Source organism: Streptomyces misionensis (assembly GCF_900104815.1).
Lineage (GTDB): Bacteria > Actinomycetota > Actinomycetes > Streptomycetales > Streptomycetaceae > Streptomyces > Streptomyces misionensis.
The window spans coordinates 6,319,827-6,345,389 of sequence record NZ_FNTD01000004.1 but is presented as its reverse complement, the minus strand read 5'-3'; the positions used below and the strand labels follow the sequence as shown (position 1 = coordinate 6,345,389).

Sequence of the window (25,563 nt, the reverse complement as noted above, 5' to 3'; positions counted from 1 at the left end):
ATGTGCGTTCTTGGGCGGGGCGACGCACGCTGAAGGCATGGGACATCCGGCGCAGCACCCGCACATCGTGGTCCACCCGCCCGCCCTGGACGGTTCCCGGCGGGTCACCGAGGGAGAGGTGACACTGGGGCTGGCGTCGCACCTGGACGACGTGGTGGAGATCCTGCGGCTGGCCGACCTGGACCGGATCGAGGTCGAGGAGGACGACCTGATCGAGTGGCAGGGCGGCGGGCCCGAGGACTGGCCCGGGCTGTCGGAGCACGAGGTGTAGCGGTGGACGGGAAGAAGGGGCGGCCCCCTGTGGCGGGGCCGCCCCTTTTCCGGTGCCGGGAGCGTCAGACCTTCAGCGGGCTGATGGCCGTCGGGGCGTGGGAGCGCTCCGTGGCCAGGGGTTCGAACTCGGTGATGTCGCTGATGTCCATGGTGCGGCTCATCGAGATGTTGGTGACCCGCTCCAGGATCGCCTCCACCACCACCGGCACGCGGTACTCCGCGGCCAGCTTCTTCGCCTCTTCGAACGCCTCGCCCAGCCGGTCCGGCTCGGTGACCCGGATCGCCTTGCAGCCGAGGCCCTCGGCGACCTTGACGTGGTCCACGCCGTAGACGCCGATCTCGGGCGTGTTGATGTTCTCGAACTCCAGGTTGACCTGGAAATCGATGTCCAGGCCGAGCTGCGCCTGGCGGATGAGGCCGAGGTAGGCGTTGTTCACCAGGACGTGCACATAGGGGATGCGGTGCTGGGCGGCGGCCGCCAGTTCCTCGATCAGGAACTGGAAGTCGTAGTCGCCGGACAGGGCGACCACCGGCGCCTGGGGGTCCGCCTTGGCGACGCCGATCGCGGCCGGGATCGTCCAGCCGAGCGGTCCCGCCTGGCCGCAGTTGATCCAGTGCCGGGGCTTGTAGACGTGCAGCATCTGGGCGCCGGCGATCTGGGAGAGGCCGATCGTGGTGACGTACCGCGTCTCGGGGCCGAAGGCCCTGTTCATCTCCTCGTAGACGCGCTGCGGCTTCATCGGCACGTCGTCGAAGTGGGTGCGGCGCAGCAGCGTGGCCTTGCGCTCCCGGGTGGCGGCGATCCACTCCGTGCGGTCGGGGAGCCGGCCCGCCGCCTTCAGTTCCCGGGCCACCCGCACGAACAGCTCCAGCGCCGCCTTGGCGTCGGAGACGACCCCGTAGTCCGGCGGGAAGATCCTGCCGATCTGGGTGGGCTCGATGTCGACGTGCGCGAAGGTGCGGCCCCGCCGGTAGACGTCCAGCTTGTAGCCGGTGTGCCGGTTGGCCCACCGGTTGCCGATGCCGAGGACGAAGTCCGACTCCAGGAAGGTGGCGTTGCCGTACCGGTGCGAGGTCTGCACGCCGACCATGCCCGCGTTCAGCTCGTGGTCGTCGGGCAGCGCGCCCCAGCCCATCAGGGTCGGGATGACCGGGGTCCGGGTCAGCTCGGCGAACTCCGTGAGCAGGTCGCAGGCGTCGGCGCCGATGACACCGCCGCCGGCCACGATCACCGGGCGCTCGGAGGCGAGCAGGTAGGAGATCGCCTTCTCGATCTGGGCGCGGGTCGCGGCGGGCTTGTACACCGGCAGCGGCTCGTACGTGTCCGGGTCGAACTCGATCTCGGTCTGCTGGACGTCGATCGGCAGGTCGATCAGGACCGGTCCCGGCCGGCCGGAGCGCATCAGGTGGAACGCCTGCTGGAAGACGCCGGGCACCTGCGCGGCCTCCAGCACGGTCACCGCCATCTTCGTCACCGGGCCGGCGATGGCGGCGATGTCGACGGCCTGGAAGTCCTCCTTGTGGATCACGTGCGTGGGCGCCTGGCCGGTGATGCACAGGATCGGGATCGAGTCGCCGGCGGCCGAGTACAGGCCGGTGATCATGTCGGTGCCGGCCGGTCCCGACGTGCCGATGCACACGCCGATGTTGCCCGGCCTGGCCCGGGTGTAGCCCTCGGCCATGTGCGAGGCGCCCTCCACGTGGCGGGCGAGGGTGTGGTGGATGCCGCCGCCCTCCTTGAGGGCCTTGTAGAACGGGTTGATCGCGGCGCCCGGCACACCGAAGGCGTCGGTGACGCCCTCGCGCTTGAGGATCTCAACTGCCGCGCGGGCAGCGGTCATACGAGCCATCGAGTACTCCTGCCTCGGTGTCGGATGCGTACTCCCGTCGCGCCCCGCGGTGAGCACGGTGTTCAGAAGGTCCGACCTCCGCCCCACTTCCGTAGCGCGGATTTCGTATAGTGGAATTCAACTTCTACTATCTGGAAGCAATGTAGGGGTGAGTGTTGACCTCGTCAAGAGACGCCAAGACACCGGGCAAGCGCCGGACAAACGCCGTACGAGGGGGCACCATGGGGTCGCCGTCCCGAGGTTCCGTGCGAGAGTGAGTGGGCCATGCCCGAGAACGTGCCGGTGCGTTGTCCGGCCTGTCGGCGTGAGCACGTCTACACCGCCCCGGCGTATCCCTGCGTCTGCGGGGCGCCGACGGCGCCGCGGCTGGATCCGCTCGCCGCGCCGGTGGTGCCCGAGCACCGGTCCTGGGACGACGAGTGGATCGCCGTGCCGTGCGCCGGCTGCGGGCACCTCGGCCACTGGCCGCGGCCGGAACTGGGCTGCCCGTGCGGCACGGTGCTGCGGATCCCGGTGGCGGGCGACGCCGCGGACCCCGCCGGGGACCCGTCGCCGTCCGGCCCGGCCCCGACGCGCCGCGCCTTCCCGCCGCACGCCGTGCGCACCGCCCGGGACGCGGTCACCGCGACGGCGCTGTATCTGCGCCGGCTCGGCTACGGGGACATCCGGCGCGCCGACCAGCGGCCGGTGAACGGCATCGGGCTGGCCGCGCGCGGGCTGCTGGCGCAGGTGGACCCGACCGTGCGGCCGGCCGCGCCGCGGGACGTGGAGTGCCTGTGGCTGACGGCGATGACGGAGTCCGCCGACTGCGCCTACTTCTCCCTCGCCGGGTACACCGACGCCGCCCGCGGCCGCGCGGACGGCCTGGGGGTGGCGCTGTTCGTACTGGACCTCGCGGGCGTCCCGCAGCCGGTGAACGACCGCGCCGACGCCCTGAACGCGGACGGCGCCCCGGAACCGGGGCGCCGGGCACGGGACGGACGGAGCTGAGGGCGGCCGGGACGGGCGCCCCGCCCCGGTTCAGTCCCGGTAGCGCTCGCGCAGTTCGATCTTCCGCACCTTCCCGGACACCGTCATCGGGAAGGAGTCGAGGATCGTCAGCCTGCTGGGGACCTTGTAGTGGGCGAGCCGGTCCCGGCAGAAGGCCCGCAGCTCCTCCAGCGTGAGCGGGTCCGCCGCGTCGCGCGGGATCACACAGGCCAGCACCTCCTCGCCGTACTTCTCGTGCGGCACCCCGACGACCTGGACGTCCCGGATCTTCGGGTGGGCGTAGAGGAACTCCTCGATCTCGCGCGGGTAGATGTTCTCGCCGCCCCGGATGATCATGTCCTTGATGCGGCCGACGATCTCCACATAGCCGTCCTCGCGCATCACCGCGAGGTCCCCGGTGTGCATCCAGCGGCCCGCGTCGACGACCTCGGCGGTGCGCTCGGGTTCGTCCCAGTAGCCGAGCATCACGCTGTAGCCCCGGGTGCACAGCTCCCCCGCCTCGCCCCGCGGCCGGGTGACACCCGTGGCGGGGTCGACGACCTTGACCTCCAGGTGCGGCAGCACCCGGCCCACGGTGGCGGTGCGGTGCTCCAGGTCGTCGTCGGTCCGGGTCTGGAGGGAGACCGGCGAGGTCTCGGTCATGCCGTAGCAGATGGCGACCTCGGCCATGTGCATCTCGGCGACCACCCGCTTCATCACCTCCACCGGGCAGGGCGAGCCCGCCATGATGCCGGTGCGCAGGGTGGAGAGGTCGTAGGAGGCGAAGTCCGGGAGGTTCAACTCCGCGATGAACATGGTCGGTACGCCGTACAGGGACGTGCACCTCTCCCGCTGCACCGCCTCCAGGGTGGCCCTCGGCTCGAAGGACGGGGCCGGGATCACCAGGCAGGCGCCGTGCGAGGTGGCCGCCAGATTGGCCATCACCATGCCGAAGCAGTGGTAGAAGGGGACCGGGACGCAGATCCGGTCCCGCTCGGTGTACTTGACCAACTCCCCCACGAAATACCCGTTGTTGAGGATGTTGTGGTGGGAGAGGGTCGCGCCCTTCGGGAAGCCGGTGGTGCCCGAGGTGTACTGGATGTTGATCGGGTCGTCGCAGGACAACTCCGCCTCGCGGGCGCTGAGTTCGGCCCGGTCGACGGTGGCGCCGCGAGCGGCGAACGCCTCCCAGGACGGGTCCCCGAGGTAGACGACCTCGCGCAGTTCACGGCACCGCCCGCGGACCTCCTCGACCATGGCGCGGTAGTCGCTGGACTTGTGCGCGACGGAGGCGAACAGCAGCCGCACACCGGACTGGCCGAGGACGAACTCCACCTCGTGGGTGCGGTAGGCCGGGTTGATGTTGACCATGACGGCGCCGACCCGGGCGGTGGCGTACTGCACGAGCACCCACTCGGCGCGGTTGACCGCCCAGATGCCCACCCGGTCGCCCTTGGCGACGCCGCTCGCCAGCAGGGCGCGGGCGAGCCGGTCCACGTCGGCGTCGAAGGCGGCGTAGGTCCAGCGCCGCCCGGCGGCCACGTCGACCAGGGCCTCGCGCTCCGGCCAGGCCGCCGCCGTACGGGCGAGGTTGGCGCCGATGGTGTCGCCGAGCAGCGGGGTGGTGCCCGTGCCGTGGGCGTACGACAACTGCCGTGCGGTCACCGGAAGTCCTCCTCGCGGTACTCGTCCGCCGAACCCTGGGCGGTGGCCTCGCGCAGTTCGATGCGGCGGATCTTGCCGGAGACGGTCTTGGGCAGCGCGCCGAACTCCAGGCGGCGGATGCGCTTGTAGGGGGCGAGCACCCGGCGGGAGTGCTCGAAGACCACCTTGGCGGTGTCGGGTCCGGGCTCGTAGCCCTCGGCGAGCACGACGTACGCCTTGGGCACGGCGAGCCGCAGTTCGTCCGGGGCGGGCACGACGGCCGCCTCGGCCACCGCCGGGTGCTCCAGCAGCGCGCTCTCCAGCTCGAACGGGCTGATCTTGTAGTCGGACGCCTTGAAGACGTCGTCGGCACGGCCGATGTAGGTCAGGTAGCCGTCCTCGTCGCGGGCGGCGATGTCGCCGGTGCGGTAGTAGCCGCCCGCCATGGCCTCGGCGGTGCGGTCCGGGTCGCCGTGGTAGCCGGCCATCAGACCGACCGGGCGCGCGGCGAGGTCCAGCGCGATCTCGCCCTCCGCGGCGCCGGGCGCGCCGGTGACCGGGTCGAGGAGCTCCACGCGGTAGCCGGGGCTGGGGCGGCCCATGGAGCCGGTCTTCAGCCGCTGGCCGGGGCTGTTGGAGACCTGGACGGCGGTCTCGGTCTGGCCGAAGCCGTCCCGGATGGTCAGCCCCCAGGCGCGCCGCACCTGTTCGATGACCTCGGGGTTGAGCGGCTCGCCCGCGGCCACCACCTCGCGCGGCGGGGTGCGCAGCTGCCCCAGGTCGGCCTGGATGAGCATGCGCCACACGGTCGGCGGGGCGCAGAAGGTGGTCACCCCGGCGCGGTCCATCTCGGCCATCAGCCGGGCCGCGTCGAACCGGCCGTAGTTGAAGATGAAGACGGTCGCCTCGGCGTTCCACGGGGCGAACAGGTTGGACCAGGCGTGCTTGGCCCAGCCGGGCGAGGAGATGTTCAGGTGGACGTCCCCGGGCTTGAGACCGATCCAGTACATGGTGGCCAAGTGGCCGATGGGGTACGAGACATGGGTGTGCTCGACCAGCTTGGGGCGGGCGGTGGTGCCGGAGGTGAAGTAGAGCATCAGCGGGTCGTCGGCGCGGGTCGGGCCGTCGGGCGTGAACTCCGCGGAGGCGTCGTACGCCTCCTCGTACCGCGCCCAGCCCTCCCGCGGATCGCCGCCTACGCGGACGCGGGTGTAGGAGCCGGGCACCTCGTCGAACTTGGCGGCGTCCTCGGCCCGGACGATCACGTGCCTGATCCGGCCGCGCTCGACGCGGTCGCGCAGATCGGCGGGGCCGAGCAGCGGGGTGGCCGGGATGACGACGGCGCGCAGCTTCATCGCGGCCAGCGCGGTCTCCCACAGCTCGGCCTGGTTGCCGAGCATGACCAGCACGCGGTCCTCGGCGGCGACGCCCCGCGCGCGCAGCCAGTTCGCGACCCGGTCCGAGCGCTCGGCCAGCTCGGCGAAGGACAGTTTCGTCTCGTGGCTGTCCTCCTCCACGATGTGCAGCGCGGTGCGGTCGTTGCCGGCGGCGATCACGTCGAACCAGTCCAGCGCCCAGTTGAAGTGCTCAGGCCGGGGCCACTCGAACCCGTCGTGGGCGGTGGCATAGTCCTCGCGGTGTGCCAGCAGGAAGTCCCGTGCGTTCCTGAAGGCATCGGTCGCCGTCGTCATCCGTCGTCCTCCTATGTTCCCGACCATTGCCGGGCGGCTCCCCCGCATCGTCTAATCCGTGATGCAGGTCTCACTACCCCCGAACGGGGGTGTGGTCCGCGTGTGCACGGGGGGTGTGGTCCGCGCATCAGCCGCACCGAGGGAGCGACGAGTGACAGCACAGGCCGTGACGGTGGTGGAGATCCGTGGGGCGCTGCTCAGCCTGCGGCGGGCGACCGGGCTGCCGGTCGCGTTCGGCGGGCTGGTCGAGTCCGGCCGGCCCCAGGTGCGCATCAGCGAGCTGAGCGGCACGGCCACGGCGGCGCTGCGCTGCCTCGCGGTGTCCTCCGGCAGCGGTCTGGGCGGCAAGGCGGTGGCGCTGGCCCGGCCGTGCGCGGTGACGGACTACTCCAGCTCCCGGCAGATCAGCCACGAGTACGACGTGCCGGTGGCCGCGGAGGGCATCCGCTCGGTGCTCGCGGTGCCGGTGGTGGTGCGGCGCCGGGTGCGCGGGGTGCTCTACGGCGCGCTGCGCTCGGCCCAGCCGCTCGGCGACCGGGCGCTGGGCGCGGCGGTGGCGGTGGCACGGGACGTGGAGCAGTCGCTGGTGGTGCGGGACCAGGCGCGGGAGTTGCTGGCGGCGGCCCGGCCCGAGCCGGCCGGCGAGGTGCGGGCGGCGGCCGGGACGGGGCCGGCGGCCTGGGAGCAGGTGCGCGAGGCGCACGCGGCGCTGCGGGCGCTGGCGCCCCGGATCACCGATCCGGTCCTGCGGGCCGAACTGCTCGCCGCCTGCGGGCTGCTGACCGCGCCGCGCCCGGCCGACGGGCCCGCTCTGGCGCCGCGCGAGCTGGACGTGCTGTCCTGGGTGGCAGCCGGTGCGACCAACGCAGCGGTGGCCGAGCGGCTGGGGTTGCGCCCGGAGACGGTCAAGGGTTATCTGCGCTCGGCCATGCGGAAGCTGGGCGCCCACACCCGGGGGGAGGCGGTGACCGCGGCACGCCGGGCGGGGCTGCTGCCGTAGCCCCCGGAGAGGAAGGAAACCTTCCCATTCATGCGCAGACGCTTTGAATTTCCTGATGCTTGACCGTTTGTTATTTCCCTCACCACGGCTTCCGTCCGAATTTCCAGGATCGTTGCCTAGAATTTGGCCCGGACACGACATACGAGGGGAGCGGTGACCGTGCGACGGGACTTCCAGGAGCCTGCGAGATGCCGCTCCGACCTGGTCATAGGCCGCGAGGAGCGGTGCGCCGCCGCCCGCGCCCAACTCGCCTCCGGCGGCAGTGTGCTGCTCCACGGATCGGCCGGAATTGGGAAATCGACCATCCTGCGGGCATTGGCAGAGGAATACGCGTCCCCCGCGCACACCGTGCTGCGCTGCTCGGCGACCGAGTCGGAATCGCACCTTCCCTTCCTCGCCCTCGCCGACCTCCTCGGCCTGGTCCTCGACGACGTCTCCCCGCGGCTGCCCGCCGCCCAGCGCACCGCCCTGGAGTCGGCGCTCACCGGGCGCGGCGAGTCCAGCCTCCAGCGCGACGGCCTCGCCCTGCGCCTCGCGGTGCTGTCCGCGCTGCGCGCGCTCGCCGCCCGCGGCCCGGTGCTGATCGTCGCCGACGATCTCCAGTGGCTGGATCCGGCCAGTGCCGAACTGCTCGGCTTCGCCGCCCGCCGCCTCGGCGGCACCCCGGTCCAACTGCTGTGCGCGGCACGGACCGAGGGACAGGAGAGCCAGGAGTACGACCGCCATCTGCGGTCCTGCCCACCGGACACGCTCGCCGTCCGGCTCGGCCCGCTCTCGCACCCCCAGGTCGCCGAACTGCTCGGCCACCGCGGCCACGGAGGCCTGCCCCGTTCCACGGTCCGCGACATCCACCGCACCAGCGACGGCAACCCGCTGTTCGCGCTCGAACTCGGCCGCGCCCTCACCGAAAGCCCCACCCCGCCCCGGCCCGGCGAGCCGCTGCCGGTGCCCACCTCGCTGCGCGCCCTGGTGCTCAGCCGTCTGGACATGCTGTCGGTCGAGGCCCGCCGCACCCTGCTGGTGGCCAGCGCCGGTGCCCGCCCCACCCTGGCCCTGCTGCACGCGGCGGGGCGGGAGAACGCCGAGGCCGAGTGCGCCCAGGCCGCCGAACTCGGGCTGCTGGCCACGGAGTCGGACACACCCGCCGTACGCTTCGCGCACCCCCTCATCTCCGCCGCGCTGTACGCGGAGGCGCCCGCGCAGGAGCGGCGCGCCGCGCACGCGGCCCTGTCCACGGCCGCCTCCGACCCCATCGAGCGCGCCCGCCACCTCGCCCTCGCCACCACCGGGGCCGACCCGGAGGTCGCCGCCCGGCTCGCCGAGGCCGCCGCCCTCGCCCGGGACCGCGGCGCGCCCTCGGTCGCCGCCCAGCTGGGGCTGCTGGCCGCCCGGCACACCCCCGCCGACGGCTCCCCGAGCCCGCAGGAGCGGCGCCTGACGGCCGCCGAGGACGCCATCACCGCGGGCGAGGTGGACCTGGCCCGGGACATCGCCCGGGAGGTGCTGACCCGGGCGAGCGTGCCCGCCGAACGGGTGCGGGCCTGGATCATCGTCATCGACACCGCGGGCCACACCATGGCCGAGGTCGACGCCTTCTTCCCGCAGGCCCTCGCCGACGCCGGGGACGACCCCCGGCTGCTGGCCCTGGTCCACTACCAGCTGGGCTGGCGGGCGCTGATCGTGGAGGGCGACTTCACCGCGGCCCGCGACGCCGCCGCGCACGCCGCCGAGCTGGCCGCGCGCGGCAAGGACCGGCGCACCGAGCTGCTGGCCCTCGCCTTCCAGGCGCAGACCGAGACCCTGATGGGCCATCCGGAGGCGCCGCGCACCATCAAACGGGCCCTGCGCGAGCCCCAGGACCCCCGGGTGGCCTGGCACCACAACGGGGCGGGCAGCGCCCGGTTCCGCTGGCTGGTCATGGGCGACCAGCTGGCCGAGGCGCGGGCCACGGTCACCGGGCTGCTGCGCGAGGTGCGCCGGCGCGGCTCGGTGGAGAGCGAGGTGCACTTCCTGCGCGGCCTGGCCGAGACCGAACTGCGCGCCGGGCACTGCGGGCGCGCCCTCGACCTGGCCCGGGAGAGTCTGCGGCTCGCCCGGGACTCCGGGATCGGCGAGACCGCCTCGGCGATGCTGACCTCGCTCGCGGAGGCGTCCGGCGGGGACGTGGACCGGGCGCTCACCCTCGCCCGGGAGGCGGTGGAGCACGCCGAGGGGGACGGCGACCAGATGTATCTGTCCCGGGCCCTGGGCGCCCTCGGGTACGCCCAGTTGGTGGCCGGGGATCCGGCGGGCACCGTGCGCTCGCTGCGCCGGGTGCGCACCCTGGAGCTGGGCCTCGGCATCACCGACCCGGCGCGCGGCCGCTGGCAGGGCGATCTCGCCGAGGCGCTGGTCCGCACCGGTGAGCCGGCCGAGGCGCAGGACGTCATCGACACCGCCCGGGAGCACGCCCTCCGGCTCGGCCGGGAGAGCGTGCTCGCCGTCCTGGACCGCTCCGAGGCGCTGGTGCGCGCCGCCCAGGGCGCAACCGAGGCCGCGCTCGCCCAGCTGAGGTCCGCTCAGGACCGGCTGGGCAAGCTGGGTTACGGGCTGGAGGAGGCGCGGGCCGCGTTCGCGCTGGCCCGGCTGCGCGGCCGGCGCCCCGGGGCCGCGGCCTACGACGAGGCCACCCGGCTGTTCCGGCGCTGCCGGGCGCTGCCCTGGCTGCGCCAGGTGGAGGCGGCCCTCGCCACCCTCGACGCGGAACCGGCCCGGGCGGTGCGCGGCACCCTGGACGCGCTGGACGTGCTGGCCGCGATGGAGCGTCAGGTCGCCGCGCTGGTCATGGAGGGCGCCACCAACAGGGAGATCGCCGCCCGGCTGTTCATCAGCGTCAAGACCGTCGAGGCCACCCTGACACGGGTCTACCGGAAGCTGGGGATCCGGTCACGGGTCGACATCGTCCGATTGGCGGCAGGTCGGCGCGCGCACTGAGCACGGCTCTTGTTAACTGAACCGGACCGAGGGTTTTCCCTCACCCAACCCCCTAGGGGGTTCCCTCATTGGGAGCCGAGGGTTCCGGGACCTAGCGTAATGGGCGTGCCGCTCGCCCGGGCACAGGGGGTCGGTCCCGCGACCTCCGTGCACAACCCCCGCCCGTGCGAACCCCCCACCGGTGCAACCCACTGAGGAGACTCATGTTCGGGCCCAGACGTGCCAGACAGACCGCCGCGACCGTGCTGGCCGGCGCCGCCGCGGCGGCGACCGCGCTGCTCGCCGCCCCCACGGCGAGCGCGGCTCCCCAGCCCATCGTCGGCGGTACGGCGACCACCACGGCCGCCTACCCGTTCGTCGTGCAGATCACGGACGCGGCCGGCAGCCAGTTCTGCGGCGGCACCCTGGTGGCCGCCAAGAAGGTGGTGACGGCCGCGCACTGCATGGCCGGCGAGACCACCGGCAGCGTCCGCGTCGTCGGCGGCCGCACCAGGCTCGACGGCACCGACGGCACGGTGAGCCGGGTCGGCAGGATCTGGGTGAACCCGGACTACCGGGACGCGACCCAGGGCGACGACGTGGCCGTGCTGACCCTCTCGACGGCGATGCCGTACAAGCCGGTGTCGTACGTCTCCTCCACCCAGACGAACGTGTACGCGCCGGGCACCACGGCCCGGATCCTCGGCTGGGGCACGACCTCGGAGAACGGCAGCTCCGCCAACCAGCTGCGGACCGCGACCGTGCCGGTCGTGTCCGACTCCAGCTGCCGTTCCTCCTACGGTTCGGACTACGTGCAGTCCGACATGGTGTGCGCCGGATACAGCTCCGGCGGCGTAGACACCTGCCAGGGCGACAGCGGCGGTCCCCTGCTCATCGGGGGCGTCCTGGCAGGGATCACTTCTTGGGGCGAGGGGTGCGCGGAGGCGGGTTACCCGGGTGTCTACACCCGGCTGACCACCTTCTCGGACCAGGTGACCGCACAGGTCGACTCGTGACCCGGAAGGACTCCCGAGCACCCCTCGGGTAAGGCCAGGGGGGCGTTGCGAGCGACCACGAGCAGCCCGCAACGCCCCCCTCTCCACGTCCACCCCCGTGGGACGCGGGACTACTTGTCGGCGGTCAGCCGTCCCGCCGCGCCCCAGCTGTCCGCGGGCACCTCGTGGATCCACACCTGCACGCTCTCGGCGGGGATGCGGTACGCGTCCACGAAGGCGTCGGTGACGCGCTTGACCAGGTCACGCTTCAGCTCGGCGTCCCGCGGGCCCTGCTGGATGGTGACGATCGGCATGACTGAACTCCTCTGTCCCGGGCGGTGCTTGCCGCCCTTTCGGGTGTGCGGGGTCCAGTCCACCGCGCGGGACGCCGCCGGCCAAGGAGCAGTCCGCGACCGCAGCGATCAGCTTTCGTGATCGGTGCAGGCCAGCAGGAGACTCTCCAGGTGCTCGGTGGGGTCCGCGGCCGGTACCGCGAGCCCCGTGGACAGGGCGAGGCCGGGGGCGCGGAAGGGGACGTAGGCCACCCGGGGGGTGTGCAGCACGCGCGCGTGGGAGGCGAAGACGACGGTCCACAGGGGCCGGGCGCCGATGGTGGCGAGGGTGTCCTGGAGGGAGCCGTTCGACGGCCCCGGCACCGGCTCGAACCCGGCCGCGTGGCAGGCGCCGACGACCAGGTCCACGAGGGCGGGGTTGTTGCGGCGCGGGGTGAGCGCGAGGGGCAGCGCGGCCAGGTCGGACAGGTCGATCTCCGGGGCACGGGCGAGCGGGTGCGCGGCGGGTACGGCGGCCACCAGCGGGTCGGACCACAGGGGCAGCACCCGCACGCCGGACGGGGGTTCGGCACCGCGCACGAAGGCCGCGTCGAGCCGGCCGGCGGCGACACGGGCCAGCCGTTCCCCGACCGGCAGCGAGCACAGCTCCACCGGGACGCCGGGGGCCCGCTCGGCGAACGCGGCGAGCACCCGGTCCAGGTGGGTGCCGAGGCCGGTGCTGGTGCCGAGCCGCAGCCCCGCGGGCGGTGCCACGGCGGCGCGGGCCCGTTCGGCCGCCGTGAGGACGGCGCGCGCCTGTGGCAGCAGCCGTTCCCCGGCCGGTGTCAGCCGCACCCGGCGCGGCGAGCGGTCGAACAGCTCGGCGCCCAGTTCCCGTTCCAGCCGCTGTATCTGCTGGCTCACCGCGGACTGCACGATGTGCAGCCGGTCGGCCGCCCGCCCGAAGTGCAACTCCTCGGCGACGGCGACGAAATAGCCGAGCTGCCGCAGTTCCATGGGCCGACTGTAGCCGGTGGCGCCGACGGGAATGACCGCGGCGCCCACGGCCGTTGGCGTTGGGGAGATCGATTCCGTCCAAGGAGCAGAGATGACCGAGGCGTTGGTGCTGGGTGGCGGCGGGGTGGGCGGGATCGCCTGGATGACCGGGCTGCTCGCGGGGCTCGCGGATACGGGACAGGACGTCACGGGGGCCGGTCTGCTCGTGGGAACCTCGGCCGGGGCGGCCGTCGCGGCCCAACTGGGCAGCGAGGTCGGCCTGGAGGAGCTGTACGCGCGGCAGGTGGACCCCGCCCGGCAGGCCGCGGAGATCATGGCCGAGCTGGACCTGGAGAAGTTCACCGCGCAGATCGGTGCCGCGCTGGCGACGGCCGCCTCCCCGGCCGATCTGCGGCGCGCGGTCGGGCGGCTCGCGCTCGGCGCGCGGACGGTCGGCGAGCCGGAGCGGCGGGCGGTGATCGAGTCCCGGCTGCCGGTCCACGCGTGGCCCGAGCGGGCGCTGAAGATCGTCGCGGTGGACGCGGAGAGCGGCGCGTCGCGGATCCTGGACCGGGACTCGGGGGTCCTCCTGGTGGACGCGGTCGCGGCGAGCTGCGCGGTGCCCGGGGTGTGGCCGCCGGTGACGATCGGCGAGCGCCGCTACGTCGACGGCGGTATCCGCTCCGTCGCCAACGTCGACCTGGCCGCCGGCGCGGACCACGTCCTGGTGCTGCTGCCGCTGGGCGCCGTCGAGCCCTTCCCCAGCGACCATCCCCTGGACCGGACCGTCGCCGACCTGCGGGAGAGGGGCGCCGAGGTCACCCTGGTCGCCCCGGACGAGGCGTCCGCCGCCGCGATCGGTCCGAACCCTCTGGACCCCGCGACCCGCCGCCCGGCGGCGGAGGCGGGCCGGGCGCAGGGGCGGGCGCTGAGGATCGGCTGAGGGAGGCCGGGTGAGCGGGCGGCCCCTCGCCGCGGCCGCCCGGTGGCCCCGCCCCTCAGGTCACGGCACCTGGTCGCACACCGACGGCAGCCACGTCTGGTCCGGGGCCCGGGTGAGGGTGTCCAGGTTGGTGAGAAGGGTTTCCAGGTGGCCGGGGTGGGCCAGGTAGTCGATGGTGGCCTCGGCGAAGGCGTCGCGGACGGTGGGCGGCATGGCGTCCGAGGCGTCGAAGCAGTGGGCCGCCCGCCGGTCGAGGAGCGTCGCGGCGAGGCCCCGGTGCCAGGCGGGTCCCGCCGCGCCGGGGGCGGGCTGGGCCCCGGCGTGCACCGAGAAGCCCGACTCCGCGGTGTTCCAGGCGCGTTGGGCGTTCGCGGAGGCGAGGTAGCGGATCAGCTGCTCGGCCTGCGGGGTGGCGTGCAGCAGGGCGACCAGGTCGCCGGAGACCTCCCAGGCGTCGTGCGCGGTGGCGCCGGGGATGAGCCGGGCCGAGGGTTCGTAGCGGCCGTCGACCCGTTTCCACGCGTCGGACTGGGTGCGGATGAAGGACGCCTGGTGTTCGAGCGTGCAGCCGCGCGGGTCCGCGGCGACCGGCGCCGACGCCTTCCCGTAGTCGGTCTGCAGGGTGCGGCGCAGCAGGGTGTCGGAGGTGCCCGCGCCCATCAGCAGGCCCCAGGTCGTCCACGCCTTCCGCACCTCGGGAGAGCGCCAGGACAGCCGGCCGCCCGCCCACGCCTGGTAGGTGCGCGGGCCCTGCTGCTGGAGCAGGATGTCCTCGATCCAGTCCGTGCCGGGCCATCCGCTGGTCGCCCCGGAGCCCATGCCGACGCACCACTGCGCCGGCTGGTCCCTGGCCTGCCTGCGCTGCCGCTCGCCGGTGCCGGCCGGGTACCACACGATGCTCTTGAGGTCGGCCTTGAGCGGGAACCAGTAGACGTGTCCGTCCGTGAGCGGTGTGGCCCAGGACGCGCTGAAGTCCTCGCGGGAAATGAGGCCTTCGAGCGGCTGGAGCTGCTTCTGCCCGGCGTAGTCGGCGAGTTCGCCGGGACCGGTCAGCACCACCACGTCCGGCGGCGTACCGGCCTCCACATCGGCGCCGAGCACCTGGCTCTCGGCCGAACTGCCCTGGTAGTCGACGCGTACGTGGTACTTCCGCTCGAACGGCTCGATCACCGTCCGCCGCAGGTTGCCCTCGTCGCGCCCGGTCCAGTTGGCCAGCAGGGTGACGGTCGGCTCCCGGCCGGCGGCGCGGATGCCGAGGACCACGGCCGCCGCCAGCAGGACGAGGCAGCTCGCCACCACGGTGACGGTACGGGTGCGGCGGCGCGCGGGTCCGCCGCCCGGGTGCGCGCTCACCGCGGCCTGAACCGGTACTCGTCGATGTGCCGCCGCAGGCCCGTCTCGGCCAGTGCCATGACCAGGACGCCTCCTATCAGGATTCCCCCGGCCGCCGAGGCGCGGAAGCCGGTGTGTGCCAGGTGCGCGGCGGTCTCCCGCCCCGCGTCGGTGATGGCCGGCCCGGCGAGCCGGCGGTCGAGCAACCGCCGGGTGTCCGTCATGCCCTGGTGCGTCCACACCGTGAACAGCAGGGTGACGGCGAGCCCGGCCGCGAGCAGGGCGCCGGCCGCGAGCAGCCCGCGGTTGTAGCGGCGGCGGAAGCGGCGGCGCAGGAACAGCTGGGTCTCCAGCAGGCAGCCGGCCAGCGCGAGCGCGATCACCAGGGTCGCGGCCCAGCCGAGCCACAGCAGCGGTCCGAAGGAGGTCTGCCGGTGCACGGCGGCGCGCTGCTGTGCCTGAAGGACCTTCAGTCTGGCCAGTATCCCGGAGCCTTTGTCGGTCAGGATGCTGGTGGCGTAGCTGAGGTACGCCTGCCGCAGGGCGCTGCCCGCGGGCTGGAGCTGGGCCTGCTGGACCTTGACGGCGTACACGGTGATCAGTGCGGCGACGGTCTGCAACGCCTGCCGGCCCGGCGGTCCGCCGACGTTGTCGCCGGCGGCGGCCGCGAGGCTCTGCGCGGCGACCGAGATCTGCTTCTGGAAGTCGCTGGTGGGGGTCGCGGCCCCGGCGTCCCGCTCCGCCTCGCCGAGGGCGTACAGCGCGGTGTCGATGGACAGCACCGCCGGGGCGCTGGAGGTGCGCAGCGGGTCGGCGTCGCCGTGCACTCCCTCGTACGACATGAACAGCGACAGCGTGAGCAGCGCGGACAGGGCGAGCAGCAGCCGGTGGCGCACGGCGAGTTCGTGGGCGGTCGTGCTGGCGCCCGGGCCCGGCCGGGGGCGCCGGCGCCCGCCGAGCGGGCGCGCCGGTGCGCCGAGGCCGCCGTCGGCCGGTGCCCGGTGGTCGGCCCGGGGCGCGGGACCGGGCCCGGACGCGCCCGCCGGCGCGCCGGGGCGGGCCGTCGCGACGGCGGGCGGTTCCACCGGGTGAGCGCCGGAGCGGGCGCCGGGGCGTGCGTCCGGGGGCGCGCCGGTGGCCGGATCGGGGAGCGCGCCGGTGACCGGGGCCGGGGGCGCGCCGGCTCCCGGCTCGGAGCCGCTCGCGCGGGCCTCGTACCCGCGCTCCCCCGCCCCGCGCCCCGCCGGATCCCTGTCGGTGCTCATGCGGACGGTCCCCTCAGCCGGCGGCCGCAGTCGCCGCCGCAGTAGACCGAGTCGGCCGGGCCGAGCCAGCCGCAGTCCGGGCACTCGACGAGGCCGTCGGCGGCGGGCGGCGCCTGCGGGGCGGGCGGTGACGGGTCGCCGGCCGGGTGGCGCGGTGGGCTGGTCATGGCGCTGGAGAGGATGAGGTGCTGCCAGTCGACGTCCTTCAGGCCGGTGCGGACACGGCCGCTGCCGGGGCCGTCCTCGATCCGGCGCAGCGCGTCGAGCAGGTGGCCGTCGCCGAGTTCGCCCGCCAGGTGCACGGCCCGCGCGAACTCCCGGTCGGCGGCCGGTCGGCCCTCGCTGCCGCGCAGCCAGGCCCGGTAGGCGAGGGCCACGGCGGCGCTGGCCTGCTGGTACAGCTCGTGTCTGCGCACTCCGGGGTGGCGCCGGGAGGCGTCGAGCGGGTTGTCGGTCCAGCGCACCAGGATGGGCCGGGGCCGGGGCAGCCGCACCGGGTGGCCGAAGTCGGGCACGGCGACCTCGACGGCGGCCAGTTGCAGGTACTCGCCCCGCTCGCGGCCGGTCGGGTCGGCGGCCAGCACCACCTGGAAGTGCCGTACCTCCTCGCCCCAGGCGCGGGTGACGTACTCGGTGGCGCGGCCGGCCGCGCCGGCGGGCAGCAGTTCCTGTTCGCCGGGGACCACCTGGGTGACCCGGCGGATGACGGTGCCGGGGGTGGGGGTGAGCCTGATGCGCAGCTCGGGCACCGCCGTGCCCAGCAGACCGTTCACCAACTCCTCGTAGGCGGCTGGCAGTTCGTGGTCCTCGCGGACGGCCCTGGCGCGGCCGTGCAGCCGTCGGGTGATGCTCAGCAGCAGGTCGGCGTCCCAGTCGTCGCCGATGCCCCAGGCGTCGCAGACGAAGCGTCCCTCGCAGGCGTCGAGGGCGGTGTCCAGGGGCATGGTGGCCCGGTGGTCGTGCTCGTTGCGTCCGTCGGTGAGCAGCAGGACGTGTTTGACGGCCGCGGGGTGGTCCTTGAGCAGGCGGCGGGCGAGGTCGAGCCAGGTGCCGATGGCGGTGCCGCCGTCCGCGTCGAGGATGCGGACGGCCCGTTCGGCGGCGGCGCGTTCGGCGGGCCCGGCGACGGCGAGCGACGCGCGGTCCGGGCCGGGGTGGACGACGCCCGCGTGGAAGCGGCCGGAGAGCACGGCGAAGGCGGTGCCCTCGGGCAGCAGCCGGACGGCGGCGACGGTGGCGTCCTTGGCCGCGTGGAGTTTGGTGGCGGGGTGGAGCATGGAGCGGGAGGTGTCCACGATCAGCACCTCGGCCAGCGCGGGTGCGCCGCCGGGCGCCCGTCCGCCGATCAGCCCGGCGCCGCCGTGGACGCCGATCTCCAGGATGGCGTGCATCTCCTGTTCGACGCCCCGCCCCCGGCCGGCCGGCTCGGCGGGCAGGTCCGTCTCCTGGCCGACCGTGAGCGTCACCTCGGTCTCCTCGGCCACGGTCATCGGTGTCTCTCTCCAGGGGTCATGGGTGTCCTCAGAAGGTGGTCAGGGGCCGCACCGCGTGGGCCAGGTCGAGCAGCCTGCCGTGTTCCCCGGCCGTGCGGGCCTGGGCGGCCAGCTGGCGGAAGGAGTGTTCGAGCAGGGTGCGCAGGCCGTGCTCGTCGCCGGGCCCGAGGAGGTCTCCGGCCGGTCGGCCGAGGGCGCGTCCGTGCAGGGCGTTCTCGCGGACCTCGGCGACCAGCCGGGCCCGGGACTCGCCGTCCCGCGCCCCGCCGTCCAGGCGCAGTTCGGGCAGTCTGCGGGCCGCGTCGGCCAGGTCGGCGGGGGTGGGCGGGCGGCCGTGCAGCAGTCCCGCGCGGATGCGGACGGCGGCGACGCGGGCGGCGTCGTGGTGGCGCGAGGTGGCCGGTACGTCGTCCAGGACGCGGACGGCGGCGTCCCGGTCGCCGCCGGCCAGGTGGCCGCGGGCCAGGCCGAAGGCGGCGGCGGTGTGCGCGAAGTCCCGTTTCCACACGGCCTCGTAGAAGCGCATGGCGCGGGCGGTGCGTCCGCCGTGCTCGGCGCAGTGGCCGAGGGCGAGCTTGGGCACGTACTCGCCGGGCAGCGCCCGGTACACGGCGTCGAACCGGGCGCCGGCCAGCTCCACTTCGCCCCTGCTGAGGTGCAGTACGCCACGGTGCCAGGCGATCCGCCAGTCGTGGGCGGCGGCACGCTCGCCGAGCTGGGTCTCGGCCTCGGCGAGCCAGCCGGCCGCCTCGTCCCGCTCGCCGCGCCTGAGGTAGGCGCGGCACAGCCACAGCGCGGTCTCCGGGGTGCCGTAGCGGGACTCCCGGGGCCACTGCCGGGCCACCCGGTCGGGGGTGTCGGGCGAGAAGGTGTCCAGCAGCAGGGCGGCGCCGTCGGCGGGGTCGGGGACCGGTTCGGGCAGGGCGCCGGCGACCTCGGCGGGCGAGGGCGGGGAGACGTCCAGTTCGGCGGGGTGCCCGGCGGGGCGGGCGGTCCAGTGGTCCAGGGCGGGGATCGCGCCGAGTCCGGCGTCCAGGCTGGCGCCGGTGGCGCGGAACCGGGTGGAACTCTCCGGCAGCTGCTCGCCGAACTGGAGCGACCTGAACTCCCGCAGCACCTCCCACAGTTGGCGGGACATCTCGGCGGCGGAGCGGAACCGGGCGCGGGGCTCGGGGTGGGTGGCGCGGGCGATGAGCCGGCGGAAGGAGTCGGGGGCGAGGCCCCGGGCCGGTTCGGTGGCGCGGGCCAGGGCTTGCAGGGTCATGCCGACGGTGTAGAGGTCGCTGTCGATGTGCCAGCCGCGCCGGTCGATCTCCTCCTTCGGCGGCGCGAACGTCGCGGTGTACATGTAGGCGGAGGCGCGGTCGCCGATCGCGCGGACCGCGCCGAGGTCGATGACCTTCACGGCCCGGCCGAAGTGGATGACGTTGGCGGGCTTCATGTCGCAGTAGAGCAGGCCGCGTTCGTGCATGTACTCCAGGGCGCCGAGGATCTTGCAGCCGTAGGTGAGGACGTGGTCCAGGCGGGGGCGGCCGTGGAAGACGCGCTCGATGTCGTCGGCGTCGAAGAGCTGTTGCAGGGAGCGGCCGCCGATGTAGTCCATCACCAGGTACCCGGTGGGTGGTTCGGCGCCCGCGGCGCGGTGTTCGGCGTACGTGATGATCCGCACGATGTCCGGGTGGTGCAGGTCGGTGAGGGAGCGGCGCTCCTCGACGGCGGTACGGCGGGCGAGCGCACCGCCCGCGTTGATCTGGCTCTTGAGGACGACGCGGTGGCCCTCGGCGCGGGTGTCCTCGGCGAGGTGGATCCAGCCGAGACCGCCGTGGGCGAGACAGCCGAGCACCCGGTAGTGGTCCGCGACCAGCTCGCCGCGGGTCAGCTGGGGCAGGAAGGAGTACGGCGTGCCGCAGCGGGGGCAGCGGCCGGTGGCGCGGGCGGGCTGGCCGCCGTAGCCGACCCCGACGATCATGCTGCAGTCGCCGCCGTCGCAGCGGCGCCCACCGGTGGGCGGGCTGGGGTCCGCCACCAGGACGTCGTCGGGCTCGGGCACCTCGGGCAGCACGACCAGTCCGTGCTGGTCGAGTTCGCCGACCCCGGCGACGGCGTGCACGGTCGCCGGTCCCGGACTCTCCTCGGTGACGACCGGCGCGGTGGCGGCCCGCCCGGCGCGGGGCGGCGCGCTGTGCGGCTCGACGTGCCGGTGCCCGCAGGTGTCGCAGTACCCGGTGTCCATGATGCGCCCGGCGCATCCGGGCCGTACGCAGGAGGTCATGAGCCACGCTCCTTCCGGGGTCCGCGGCCCGTCCGCCACGGCAGGGGACGTCCGGCCGCGCCGTCGCCGCCGCCGGGCCGGGGCGGAGCGGCACCGGGTGGCCGTGCGTGTCCGGCCACCCCCTCGTCGTACGGCCGCAGACGTCCGCCCGCTCCCCCCGCGAGGGGCGGCTCCGGCCAGGGCGGCGGGCCGGGGGGAGGGACGTGACCGGTGCCGGCGGCCCCGGGAGGCGACGGCCGGTCCGGCACCGCCTCGGCTCGTGACGCCCCGGTGCGAGCGCCCGCCCCCGGGTCCGGTGATCGGGCCCGGCCGCTCTCCGCCGCCCCGGGCAGCCGTGGACCGCCGTCCTCGCGCGCCGCAGGGGGGCGTGCGTGGTCCGTCGCGTCACCGCCGCCGGGCGGCCGCGGACGACCGGACGCTCCCCCGCCACCGGACGCCCTGCGACGACCGCCCGCCCCCGGGTCACCGTCCGCCTCACCCGGACCGCGCGTCATCCGCCCCCGCGCCGAACCCCCGGCTGCACCTGAACGCCCTTGTCCGCCAGGGGAGTCGGCGTCGTCCGCGGGTTCGCCCCCCGTTCCCGAGCAGAATCCGATGAACCGCTCCACCGCGGTCTCCGCCGCCTCGATGTCGCACGGCGTCCGGCGCAGGAGTACCAGGGCGGACTCGTAGAGGCGGTACGCGGCGATCACGCGGTCGCCGTCCTCCGTGGCGCGGGCGCGGCACAGGGGCCACTCGGCGGTGACCCGGCCGCGGAGTTCCTCCCAGCGGCGCAGGCGGGCGTCGAGGACGGCGAGGGCCTGGTCCAGGCGCTGGCGGCGGCGTTCGGCGGCGTCCTCGAAGGTGAACAGCAGGTCGGCGCGCCGCGGTTCGCGGTCCGCGGCGGAGCTGTGGGCGACCCATGCGCGCAGCATCCGGCTGCGGCCGACGGCGGCCTCGGCCGCGTCCAGCAGCGCCCCGGTGCCGGGCCCGGCGGTCACCCGGTCCCGGCGGGTGTCCAGGGCGGGGCCCAACTCGTCGACGATGCGGTCGAGTTCCGCGCCGAGCCGGGACCAGCGTGCGCGCAGCGGCCGGTGTACCAGCGATTCGGCGGCCTGTGCCGCGCGTCCGCCCTGGCGGCGGTGGACCAGCAGCAGCCGGGCCCCGTGCCGGGCGAGCCGGTCCAGCAGGGCGAGCAGGGCGTCCGGTTCGGCGGACTCGTCGACGCCGACCAGGACCGCGGCGAGCGGGACCCGCAGGGTGGCGAGCCGTTCCGGGCGGGGGTCGTCGCGGATGCCGAGGCGTTCGGCGATGCGGTCCATGACCTGGGCGGCCGTCAGCCCCTTGACGTCGAGCGCGAGGTCGTGCGCGCCGGCCGGGGGCACGGTCTCGGGCGGGTCGTCGCTGAAGGCGCTGGTGTTGCGGTGCGTGCGCAGCTCCCGGTCGGCGAGGGTGACGGCCCGCTCCAGCGTGAAGGCGCGGTCGCCCCGGTCCGGCACCACGGTGACCAGGACCGGCCAGCCCTCGCCCCGGAACCAGCCGGCGAGTTCGGTGGCGAAGGGCACGTCGAGCCGTCCGCCGCCGCCCGGCGCACGGCTGCGCAGCCGGGGGTCGACGGCCTCGGCGCCGTCGGTCCAGGCGGCGACCTGCGGCAGATGGCTGAGGATGGTCTCGGTGGGGCTCATCTGGCTGAAGGCGGAGACCTGCCCCTCGTCCACGCTGAGCACGATGCCGATGACCTGGTCGGTGGCGTGGTCGACCACTCCGCCGCCGCTGAAGCCGGGCGCGGCCAGCTCGTCCGGGGTGATCGGGCGCAGCTGCACCCGGCTGTCCCGGCCGCGCGCGGCGACCAGGGTGGCGCCGTGCCAGCGGCCGCCGTCGTCGCCGGCCGGGAAGCCGTACATGCTCACGGGTCCGTGCGGTGAGGCGAGCCGGTAGAGGCGGGTGGCGTGTTCGGCGGGCAGCGGTTCGGCAAGGCTCAGCAGGGCCAGGTCGCCGCTGCGGTCGCCGAACGCGTCCTCGCGCTCCGGTACGTGCTCGTCCGGGCGGACGGTGGCGGCGACGGCGCCCTGTCCCGGCACGCCGACGAGTCGTACGACGTACGGCGCGCCCGGTGTGACGACATGGCCGGCGGTGAGCACCCGGTCCGCCGCGAGCAGCACCCCGGCGCCGAGCACCACACCGTCCGGGTCCTCGATGCGGGCGATCCAGGTCGGTGTGCGTAAGCGGGACTTGACGGCTCGTTCCCCCGTGCGCGTCATGCCGCCGAGGTTACTCCCCGTACCGGCCCGGAACCACCAGTGTGCACGAGGTGGTGGCATGTGAAGGTGCGAACACATTCGAACGACGTTCTATACACTGTGTGTATAGTCCCCGCATGGCCTTTTCCCTCAGCACGACCCCGACGCCCGCTTCCGCGACCGGGAAGACGCGCGAACGGCGCCGCGGGTTCCGCGCGGCCGCGCTCGTCCCGGCCGCGGTCGGCCTGGCGCTCGCCCTCACCGGCTGCGCCCAGGTCGACACCACCTCGCCGAGCACCGCGCGGAAGCAGGCGGCGCAGGGGGCGCAGGGATCGCCGTCGAAGTTCGGCGACGTCGACTGCCGCAAGGCGAAGTGCATCGCGCTCACCTTCGACGCGGGCCCCAGCGAGAACTCCCCCAAGCTGCTGGACATCCTGAAGGAGAAGAAGGTCCACGCGACGTTCTTCCTGCTGGGCAAGCGGCACATCGAGAAGTACCCGCAGCTCGTCAAGCGGATGTCGGCCGAGGGGCACGAGGTGGCGAGCCACACCTGGGACCACAAGATACTCACCGACATATCCGACGACCAGGTGCGCGACGAACTCGTGCGGCCCAACGAGGCGATCGAACGGCTCACCGGGCACAAGCCCACCCTGATGCGCCCGCCGCAGGGCCGCACCGACGCCAACATCCACAAGATCTGCAAGGAGTTGGGGCTCGCGGAGGTGCTGTGGAGCGTCACGGCCAAGGACTACGCGACCAACGACTCGGCGCTCATCAAGAAGCGCGTCCTCGAACAGGCCGACCGGGACGGGATCATCCTGCTGCACGACATCTACCCCGGCACCGTGCCCGCCGTCCCCGGCATCATCGACGCCCTGAAGGAACGCGGCTACCACTTCGTGACGGTCCCCCAGCTCCTCGCCCCCGGCACGGCGGAGCCGGGCAAGGTCTACCGTCCCTGAGCCGCCCGGGGCACCACCGCTCGGCCGACCGGGTGAGCGGGCGGCGAACTCACGGCAGTCCGACGGGCACTGCCTACGATCGGTGCCGTGCCGACCTTCACCCTCACCCGTGCCGTCCCGCTCTCCCCGGACGAGGCATGGCGCCGGCTCACCGAGTGGCCCCGCCACGCCGGTGCGGTGCCGCTGACCCGGATCAGGGTGCTCACCCCCGGGCCGACCCGGGTCGGCACCCGCTTCACCGCCCGCTCGGGTGTCGCGCCGCTGACGCTGGACGACACCATGGAGGTGACCGTCTGGCGCCCGCCCCTGGGCGAGGAGGGCGGGCTGTGCCGGCTGGAGAAGCGGGGTCGGGTGATCCTCGGCTGGGCGGAGATCGAGGTGCGGCCGCGTCCCGGGGGCGGCAGCCGGGTGCGGTGGCGGGAGGAGCTGCGGGTGCGTTCGCTGCCCCGCGCCCTCGACGGCATCGTCAGGAGCACGTCCCGCATGGTGTTCGCACGCGCGCTGGACCGGCTGCTCAAGCGACCCTGAACGGCCGTACAGGCGACGGCACTTCAACTGTCGCGGCCCGTCGCCGCCACCGTCACGCCCAGCCCGATCAAGGTCAGGCCGCCGATGCCGCCGACCGCGGACAGCCGCCGGGGCGAGCGGGCGAACCAGCCGCGGGCGGCCGAGGCGAGCAGCCCCCAGGCGCTGTCCGAGACCAGCGCGATGACGTTGAAGACCAGGCCGAGCAGCAGCATCTGGAGCGGCACCCGCCCCTGGGCGCGATCCACGAACTGGGGCAGTACGGCGGCGAAGAACACCATGGTCTTGGGGTTGGCCACGCCGACCGCGAATCCCTCCCCGAGGGTGCGCAGGCCCCCGCCCCGCCCGGGGCGCTCCGTGCACTCGAACGCGGCTCGCAGCGAGCCGCGCCGGCGCCACGTCCGCACCCCGAGGTGGACGAGGTAGGCGGCGCCCGCGAGCTTGAGCGCGGTGAAGAGCGGCACGGAGCGCTCCACCACCGGACCGATGCCGAGGGCCACGGCGGCGACGAGGACGTAGGCCCCGAGGGTGTTGCCGGCCACGGAGGTCAGCGCGGTGCGGCGGCCGTGCGCCAGCGCCCGCCCGATGACGAAGAGCACGCTCGGGCCGGGTATCACGATCAGCAGGAGGGACAGCGCCGCGAAGGCGGACAGCCGGTCGGTGGAGACCATGTCCCCATGCAACCCAGGGGCCGGGGCGCGCGGCAATCGGTTTTCCGCGCCCCTCACGCCACCGAGCCGATCCGCGCCTCCCCCGCGTCGTGGTGGATCGGGGTGTGCCCGCCGGTCAGCGCGCGGCCGCTGCCGCCGCGCCGTTCGGCGACGATCTGCGCGGCGATCGACAGGGCCGTCTCCTCCGGCGTGCGGGCACCGAGGTCGAGGCCGATCGGGGAGCGCAGCCGGGCCAGTTCCGGCTCGGTGACGCCCGCCTCGCGCAGCCGCCGGGCGCGGTCGAGATGGGTGCGCCGGGAGCCCATCGCGCCGACGTAGGCGACCGGCAGCCGCAGCGCCACCCGCAGCAGCGGGATGTCGAACTTGGCGTCGTGGGTGAGGACGCACAGCACGGTACGGCCGTCGGTCCCGGTGCGCTCCAGATACGTGTGGGGCCACTCGACCACGATCTCGTCGGCCTCCGGGAAGCGGGCGCGGGTGGCGAAGACCGGTCGGGCGTCGCACACCGTGACGTGGTAGCCGAGGAACTTCCCGGCGCGCACGAGGGCGGCGGCGAAGTCGATCGCGCCGAAGACGATCATCCGGGGCGGGGGCACGGAGGACTCGACCAGCACGGTGACCGGCGCGCCGCAGCGCGAGCCGCGGGCACCGATCTCCAGGGCGCCGGTGCGCCCGGCGTCCAGGAGGGCGCGGGCCTCGGCGGCGACGGTGCGGTCCAGTTCGGGGTGGGCGCCGAAGCCGCCGTACGAGGAGCCGTCGGGGCGCACCAGCAGGGCCCGGCCCGAAAGCCCGGCCGGCCCCCGGGTGATCCGGGCGAGCGCCGCCGCCTCGCCGCGTGCGGCGGCGGCCAGCGCGGCCGCGGCCACCGGCCGGGCGGGGTCGTCCGCCCGGACCGGGGTGACCAGGATGTCGAGGACGCCGCCGCAGGTCAGGCCGACCGCGAAGGCGTCCTCGTCGCTGTAGCCGAAGCGTTCGAGGACGGTCTCGCCGTCCAGGAGGGCCTGCCGGCACAGCTCGTAGACCGCGCCCTCCACACAACCGCCGGAGACCGAGCCGATGGCCGTGCCGTCGGCGTCCACCGCGAGGGCGGCGCCGGGCTGCCGGGGCGCGCTGCCGCCGACGGCCACCACGGTGGCGACGGCGAAGTCACGGCCCTGCGCGGTCCACCGGTTCAGCTCCTCGGCGATGTCCAGCATCTGTCGTTCTCCTCAACGAGCTTGCGGAAAAGGGGGGTTG

At 74.5% G+C, this 25,563-nt stretch carries 20 protein-coding genes; 8 read left to right on the top strand and 12 right to left on the bottom strand.

Features of this window, described 5'->3' with window-relative positions:
* The first annotated feature begins 37 nt into the window (after positions 1-37).
* Entirely contained in the window at positions 38-271 is a 234-nt protein-coding gene (locus tag BLW85_RS30330) for a hypothetical protein (RefSeq protein ID WP_070025612.1), read from the top strand.
* A 64-nt stretch (positions 272-335) separates the two neighbouring features.
* Here the strand turns inward: BLW85_RS30330 and gcl are convergent, their stop codons facing one another.
* Entirely contained in the window at positions 336-2,123 is a 1,788-nt protein-coding gene (gene gcl, locus BLW85_RS30325) for a glyoxylate carboligase (protein WP_107409208.1), read from the bottom strand.
* Between the two features lie 264 nt (positions 2,124-2,387).
* Here gcl and BLW85_RS30320 point away from each other — a divergent pair, with 264 nt between their 5' ends.
* Positions 2,388-3,113, top strand: coding sequence for a hypothetical protein (locus BLW85_RS30320; RefSeq protein WP_074994059.1), 726 nt, complete (start codon positions 2,388-2,390; stop codon positions 3,111-3,113).
* A 30-nt stretch (positions 3,114-3,143) separates the two neighbouring features.
* On the opposite strand, the gene BLW85_RS30315 is transcribed toward BLW85_RS30320, so the two are convergent.
* Both BLW85_RS30315 and BLW85_RS30310 read right to left on the bottom strand, forming a co-directional pair.
* Positions 3,144-4,757: an AMP-binding protein gene (locus BLW85_RS30315; RefSeq protein ID WP_244174933.1), complete on the bottom strand. Its 1,614-nt coding sequence runs from the start codon at positions 4,755-4,757 to the stop codon at positions 3,144-3,146.
* Positions 4,754-6,427, bottom strand: a complete 1,674-nt coding sequence (locus BLW85_RS30310; RefSeq protein ID WP_074994056.1) for an AMP-binding protein — start codon at positions 6,425-6,427, stop codon at positions 4,754-4,756. The genes BLW85_RS30315 and BLW85_RS30310 overlap by 4 nt, the downstream gene beginning before the upstream one ends.
* A 151-nt stretch (positions 6,428-6,578) precedes the next feature.
* Here BLW85_RS30310 and BLW85_RS30305 point away from each other — a divergent pair, with 151 nt between their 5' ends.
* The 3 genes from BLW85_RS30305 to BLW85_RS30290 all read left to right on the top strand — a co-directional run bounded on the left by BLW85_RS30305 (position 6,579) and on the right by BLW85_RS30290 (position 11,395).
* Positions 6,579-7,427: a response regulator transcription factor gene (locus tag BLW85_RS30305; RefSeq protein ID WP_074994054.1), complete on the top strand. Its 849-nt coding sequence runs from the start codon at positions 6,579-6,581 to the stop codon at positions 7,425-7,427.
* A gap of 153 nt (positions 7,428-7,580) precedes the next feature.
* On the top strand, positions 7,581-10,400 hold the full coding sequence (locus tag BLW85_RS30300) for an ATP-binding protein (protein WP_074994051.1): 2,820 nt from the start codon (positions 7,581-7,583) through the stop codon (positions 10,398-10,400).
* A 203-nt stretch (positions 10,401-10,603) separates the two neighbouring features.
* Positions 10,604-11,395 (top strand): S1 family peptidase, encoded by a 792-nt coding sequence (locus BLW85_RS30290; protein WP_070025605.1) that lies wholly within the window; start codon positions 10,604-10,606, stop codon positions 11,393-11,395.
* 110 nt (positions 11,396-11,505) lie between these two features.
* Here BLW85_RS30290 and dmpI read toward each other — a convergent pair whose 3' ends face one another.
* Positions 11,506-11,751, bottom strand: coding sequence for a 4-oxalocrotonate tautomerase DmpI (gene dmpI, locus BLW85_RS30285; RefSeq protein WP_275657236.1), 246 nt, complete (start codon positions 11,749-11,751; stop codon positions 11,506-11,508).
* Between the two features lie 45 nt (positions 11,752-11,796).
* On the bottom strand, positions 11,797-12,663 hold the full coding sequence (locus BLW85_RS30280) for a LysR family transcriptional regulator (protein ID WP_070025687.1): 867 nt from the start codon (positions 12,661-12,663) through the stop codon (positions 11,797-11,799).
* 91 nt (positions 12,664-12,754) lie between these two features.
* Between BLW85_RS30280 and BLW85_RS30275 the strand changes: the two genes are divergently transcribed.
* Complete coding sequence (locus tag BLW85_RS30275; protein WP_074994048.1) at positions 12,755-13,585, top strand: patatin-like phospholipase family protein; 831 nt, start codon at positions 12,755-12,757, stop codon at positions 13,583-13,585.
* Between the two features lie 60 nt (positions 13,586-13,645).
* Here the strand turns inward: BLW85_RS30275 and BLW85_RS30270 are convergent, their stop codons facing one another.
* From BLW85_RS30270 to BLW85_RS30250, 5 genes are read right to left on the bottom strand one after another with little or no spacing between them, the layout of a single operon-like run.
* Entirely contained in the window at positions 13,646-14,938 is a 1,293-nt protein-coding gene (locus tag BLW85_RS30270; RefSeq protein WP_074994045.1) for an extracellular solute-binding protein, read from the bottom strand.
* A complete protein-coding gene (locus tag BLW85_RS30265) occupies positions 14,935-16,182 on the bottom strand; it encodes a hypothetical protein (RefSeq protein ID WP_244175069.1) in 1,248 nt (415 codons plus the stop codon). The genes BLW85_RS30270 and BLW85_RS30265 overlap by 4 nt, the downstream gene beginning before the upstream one ends.
* Positions 16,179-17,672, bottom strand: a complete 1,494-nt coding sequence (locus tag BLW85_RS30260; RefSeq protein WP_074994043.1) for a VWA domain-containing protein — start codon at positions 17,670-17,672, stop codon at positions 16,179-16,181. Before BLW85_RS30260 ends, BLW85_RS30265 begins: the two co-directional genes overlap by 4 nt.
* Before the next feature lie 31 nt (positions 17,673-17,703).
* Positions 17,704-19,947 (bottom strand): tetratricopeptide repeat protein, encoded by a 2,244-nt coding sequence (locus tag BLW85_RS30255; RefSeq protein ID WP_074994041.1) that lies wholly within the window; start codon positions 19,945-19,947, stop codon positions 17,704-17,706.
* Complete coding sequence (locus BLW85_RS30250; RefSeq protein WP_244174932.1) at positions 19,944-22,187, bottom strand: S1 family peptidase; 2,244 nt, start codon at positions 22,185-22,187, stop codon at positions 19,944-19,946. Before BLW85_RS30250 ends, BLW85_RS30255 begins: the two co-directional genes overlap by 4 nt.
* A 116-nt stretch (positions 22,188-22,303) precedes the next feature.
* Here BLW85_RS30250 and BLW85_RS30245 point away from each other — a divergent pair, with 116 nt between their 5' ends.
* Positions 22,304-23,131, top strand: a complete 828-nt coding sequence (locus tag BLW85_RS30245) for a polysaccharide deacetylase family protein (RefSeq protein ID WP_074994039.1) — start codon at positions 22,304-22,306, stop codon at positions 23,129-23,131.
* Positions 23,132-23,218: 87 nt separating this feature from the next.
* Positions 23,219-23,659, top strand: coding sequence for an SRPBCC family protein (locus BLW85_RS30240; RefSeq protein ID WP_074994036.1), 441 nt, complete (start codon positions 23,219-23,221; stop codon positions 23,657-23,659).
* Positions 23,660-23,682: 23 nt separating this feature from the next.
* On the opposite strand, the gene BLW85_RS30235 is transcribed toward BLW85_RS30240, so the two are convergent.
* Together BLW85_RS30235 and BLW85_RS30230 are read right to left on the bottom strand one after the other, a co-directional pair.
* Positions 23,683-24,327, bottom strand: coding sequence for a LysE family translocator (locus BLW85_RS30235; RefSeq protein WP_074994034.1), 645 nt, complete (start codon positions 24,325-24,327; stop codon positions 23,683-23,685).
* A 53-nt stretch (positions 24,328-24,380) separates the two neighbouring features.
* Positions 24,381-25,523: an XdhC family protein gene (locus BLW85_RS30230; protein ID WP_074994031.1), complete on the bottom strand. Its 1,143-nt coding sequence runs from the start codon at positions 25,521-25,523 to the stop codon at positions 24,381-24,383.
* Positions 25,524-25,563 lie beyond the last annotated feature (40 nt).

Bases quoted from the DNA above. Each gene is read 5' to 3' on its own strand.
- BLW85_RS30330 (WP_070025612.1), top strand. From the start codon at position 38: ATGGGACATCCGGCGCAGCACCCGCACATCGTGGTCCACCCGCCCGCC.
- gcl (WP_107409208.1), bottom strand. From the start codon at position 2,123: ATGGCTCGTATGACCGCTGCCCGCGCGGCAGTTGAGATCCTCAAGCGC.
- BLW85_RS30320 (WP_074994059.1), top strand. From the start codon at position 2,388: ATGCCCGAGAACGTGCCGGTGCGTTGTCCGGCCTGTCGGCGTGAGCAC.
- BLW85_RS30310 (WP_074994056.1), bottom strand. From the start codon at position 6,427: ATGACGACGGCGACCGATGCCTTCAGGAACGCACGGGACTTCCTGCTG.
- BLW85_RS30290 (WP_070025605.1), top strand. From the start codon at position 10,604: ATGTTCGGGCCCAGACGTGCCAGACAGACCGCCGCGACCGTGCTGGCC.
- BLW85_RS30280 (WP_070025687.1), bottom strand. From the start codon at position 12,663: ATGGAACTGCGGCAGCTCGGCTATTTCGTCGCCGTCGCCGAGGAGTTG.
- BLW85_RS30275 (WP_074994048.1), top strand. From the start codon at position 12,755: ATGACCGAGGCGTTGGTGCTGGGTGGCGGCGGGGTGGGCGGGATCGCC.
- BLW85_RS30265 (WP_244175069.1), bottom strand. From the start codon at position 16,182: ATGAGCACCGACAGGGATCCGGCGGGGCGCGGGGCGGGGGAGCGCGGG.
- BLW85_RS30260 (WP_074994043.1), bottom strand. From the start codon at position 17,672: ATGACCGTGGCCGAGGAGACCGAGGTGACGCTCACGGTCGGCCAGGAG.
- BLW85_RS30255 (WP_074994041.1), bottom strand. From the start codon at position 19,947: ATGACCTCCTGCGTACGGCCCGGATGCGCCGGGCGCATCATGGACACC.
- BLW85_RS30250 (WP_244174932.1), bottom strand. From the start codon at position 22,187: ATGACGCGCACGGGGGAACGAGCCGTCAAGTCCCGCTTACGCACACCG.
- BLW85_RS30245 (WP_074994039.1), top strand. From the start codon at position 22,304: ATGGCCTTTTCCCTCAGCACGACCCCGACGCCCGCTTCCGCGACCGGG.
- BLW85_RS30235 (WP_074994034.1), bottom strand. From the start codon at position 24,327: ATGGTCTCCACCGACCGGCTGTCCGCCTTCGCGGCGCTGTCCCTCCTG.
- BLW85_RS30230 (WP_074994031.1), bottom strand. From the start codon at position 25,523: ATGCTGGACATCGCCGAGGAGCTGAACCGGTGGACCGCGCAGGGCCGT.